2 protein-coding genes and 1 pseudogene are annotated in these 3,570 nt (G+C 72.6%); all 3 read right to left on the bottom strand.

The annotated features are described in order from the left end of the window. Positions 1 to 1,986: pseudogene (locus tag x551_RS19790) on the bottom strand (site-specific recombinase); the annotation flags it as partial. Positions 1,987 to 2,110: 124 nt separating this feature from the next. Then, entirely contained in the window at positions 2,111 to 2,485 is a 375-nt protein-coding gene (gene apaG, locus x551_RS19785) for a Co2+/Mg2+ efflux protein ApaG (RefSeq protein WP_011831041.1), read from the bottom strand. A gap of 10 nt (positions 2,486 to 2,495) precedes the next feature. Then, positions 2,496 to 3,570: putative 2OG-Fe(II) oxygenase (locus tag x551_RS19780; RefSeq protein WP_036250487.1), on the bottom strand; the 1,075-nt coding region annotated here is incomplete at its 5' end.

Raw genomic sequence — 3,570 nt, 5'->3', positions numbered from 1 at the left:
GGCGCTCGCGTACTCCGGTCGGCCCGCGGGCCTCGCCGGCCGGGGCTGCGGCGCGCGGCGGCAGCAGGAAGCTGATGAAACGGGTGCGCAGGCGGCGCCGCAGCGCCGCGTAGATGCGCGAGCGATCGGCGACGCGGATGCCACGCGAGCGCATCGCCACCTTGAAGGCGAGGAAGAAACTCACGCCGAGGTTGAGTGCGCCGGTGAGCGGGATCGCGGCCACGCACCACCAGAACGCCGGTTCGCGCAGCGCCTGCATGCCGAGGGCCCCGAGCGCCGCGGCGATCTGCCCGGTCGACAGCGTCACGTGGCGTACATCCAGCGGCAGCGCGAAGAAGGCCGCCAGCACCGGCACGATGCCGAGCATCAGGCCGAGCGAGATGTTGGCGACCAGGCCCGAGATGTTGGCGCGCCACCAGCGCGACCAGCGCTCTGCGCGCGGCGCACCCAGCCGCGCGAGGATGCGCGGGTTCCAGCGGATCGCGCTGTCGAGCTGGTGCAGCACGAACCAGTTCTCGGTCCAGCCGCCGAACAGGCTGGAGGCGAACAACAGCACGCCAGTGAAGGCCGCGTAGAACGGTGTCGGGCCTAGCGCGGTGAGGCTGTGCAGCACGTGCCCGGCGTCCTGCACGCCGACCAGCGGCGCACCGAAGGCCTGGGTGGCGAGCCACTGCACGCCCAGCACCACCGGCGCACCATGGCCAGGTTGCCGACGATGCCGGCGGCCTGCGAACGGATCAGGTGCGCGACCTCGTCGACGAAGTCTTCCACGGCCGCGTCGTTGCCCACGTCGTCGAGCTTGGCGGCCATGGCCGGCGCGGTCATGGCCGGCTGCTTGGTGGCGACCGTCCAGTGCAGCAGGTAGATGAGGACGAAGCTCGCCGCATAGTTGAGCCCGGCGCCGAAGCCGGCCCAGAAGGCCGACAGCCCGAGCGCGAGCACCAGGAACTTCATGAAGGTGGTGCCGGCCAGCACCGCCCCGCCGCCGAGCGCCTTGCGCAGCATCGCCCACCACTCGCCGCGGGTGCGGGTGATGTAGTGCTCGCCGGTCTCGGCGCTGCGCTCGGCGACCTTGCGCGCCAGCATCGAGTACTGCCGCGCGAACAGCGCGCGGATGCTGCGCCGCTCGGATGCGACGCGCGCCAGCCCGGCCACCAGGTGCACCATCTCGCGCTCGCGCGAGCCGGCCGGCGCCAGCGCGCAGGCCAGCAGCGCGTCGACGCGCACGGTGCGGGCGCGCAGCTGGTCGACTTGGAACACCAGGTCGACCGACACGCCGTGTTCCTCGAGGTGCTGGCTCACGCTGTCGGCAGCCCGCCGGCACGCGTCGAGGAGCGCGCGCAGGTACTGTGCCTCGCGCAGCAGCGCGGCCTCGTCGCCGCCCTCGGCCGCCTCGCACAGACGCTCGGCGGCCCGCAGCAGCTGGCGGAAGGGCTTGTCGACCAGCAGCTCGGGGCTCATGCGCTGGCGTACCGCGCCGGTGGCACCGGCAGCACCGACCTGCGAGGCCAGGATCAGCAGCGCGTCGAAGAACGGCGCCCGCCAGCCGAGCGGCGGCTCGGCCGCCGGCCGGGCCTCGGCGAAAAGCGTGGTCAGCCGCGTCAGCGTGGCGTCGTCGATCGCGGCCAGCCATTCGGTGTCGCGCGGATCGCTGAACAGCAGGCCGAACAGCTGCGCGAGGTCCGTGGTGGCCGGCGTGGCGGGCAGGAAGCGCGAGCGCATCCGATCGCCGAACTCGCTGAACACGGCGACCCGCTGCGCGAACCCGAAGTCGGCCAGCAGGGTGGCCAGGTCGATCTCGCTGCGGAAGGCGCGCAGCATCCCGACCACGTCGGCGCGCGGCCCGGGGTTGCGGTCGAGCACGTTGAGCAGGTGCCGCAGGCGCCGCAGTGGCAGCAGTGTGGTCTCGACGGTGGGCTCGGCGGCATCGCCGCCCAGTTCCTCGCGGAGGCGCCCCGGGTGGCGCAGCCATTCGACCAGGCGCACCAGCACAGGTGGCGCTCGGGCATGCCGGCGCGCGGGTCGGCCGCGTTGAGCAGCGCGGTGAGGTCCCAGCCGCGTCGGCCGGTGGGCTTGCGCCGCAAGCGGGGCGTGTCCAAGCGCGGCCGGTTCAATGCAGCGCCGAGTGCTGCGACAGCTCGAACGGCGGGATCGCGGCCTCGAAGGCCTGTGCGTCGGCGCTCATGCAGAAGTAGCTGCCCTGCATCTGGCCGCGAGGCGCGGCAATGCGGGCCCAGCTCTGGTATTCGAACTGCTCACCGGGCTGCAGGAGCGGCTGCTGGCCGATGACGCCCAGGCCGCGCACCTCCTGCCGGGCGCCGCTGGCGTCGGTGATCAGCCAGTGGCGGCCGATCAGCTGGGCGGGCACATCGCCGCTGTTGACGATGGTCACCGAGTACGAGAACGCGTACGCCTGTTGCTCGGGGGCCGATTGCTCGGGCAGGTAGCGCGCGACGACGCTGATGGTGAACTCGGGACGTGCCATGCCCCGGATTCTAGGGACCGGGCGCGATATCGAAGGCAATGCACACGCGGTCGGCGTCGGCGCGGAACGGCAGCGTGCGGTGGAACAGCGACGACGGGAACAGCACCAGGTCGCCGACCTGCGGCGCCAGCACCCGGCGCGGGAAGTGCTCGTGCCGGCGCGGATAGCCGTCGCCGTCGGTGCTGAACTCGATGCAGCCGTCGTCGCTGCCCTCGGCGCGCGGCGGCAGTGCCAGGTACACCACGCCGCTCAGCCAGCCGGTCTCGTGGATGTGCGAGGTGAGGTGGCCGCCCTGCCGCATCTTCACGTACCACGAGCTGCTGAACACCGGGTCGGCGGGGAAGGCGCGCGCGTACTCGCAATCGGCGCCGGCCCACTTCGCGCGGTAGGCGACGACCGCCTGCCCGATCAGCGCCGCGAGGCGGCGGAACGAGTCCTCGGGGCGCTTGAACAGGTTGCCGGCCGACTGGATGCCGTGGTGCAGCCGGCCCTGCTTGCGTTCGGCGATCTCGGCGTGTTCGATGTCGCGCAGCAACTCGGTGACGAGGGCGCTGCCCGGCGCGGCCAACGCGTCGATGCGGGCATGCTGCACGAAATCGAGCGGCGTGCGGCAGAAACCGTAGGGGTCGGGTTCGGCGAAGTTCGCGGCGTGGTGCGCCGACAGCGTGGCGAGAAAGGGCGAGCGGTGCGGGCTGGCGGACAGCATCGGCGCCAGCGCGGCGCGGAACTCGGCGTAGCGCTCGGTCTTGTACAGGCAGTAGAGGCGCCGCTCCTGCCAGTCGCGCAGCTGCGAACGCTCGAAGCAGGCGATGGCATCGCCCCATTGCCCGGCGGCCTGGAGCAGGACGCCGAGGTTGTGGTTGGCCTCGGGGTGCGCGGGATCGAGGCGGAGTGCGGCGCGGTAGCTGGCCAGCGCATCGTCGACACGGCCCTGGTCCCACAGCGTCTCGCCGAGATTGTTGTGGGCGTCGGCGTAGGCCGGGTCGAGCGCGAGCGCGTCACGCAGGCTGGCGGCCGCGGCGTCGAGCAGGCCGTGCGCACGCAGCGCCGAGGCGAGGCTCAGGTGCGCCCGGGCGGTGGGCGTG

Origin of the sequence: Methylibium sp. T29 (assembly GCF_000576205.1) — a bacterium.
In the GTDB taxonomy this organism is placed as follows: domain Bacteria; phylum Pseudomonadota; class Gammaproteobacteria; order Burkholderiales; family Burkholderiaceae_C; genus Methylibium; species Methylibium petroleiphilum.
This window is presented reverse-complemented; position numbering and strand designations above follow the sequence as displayed.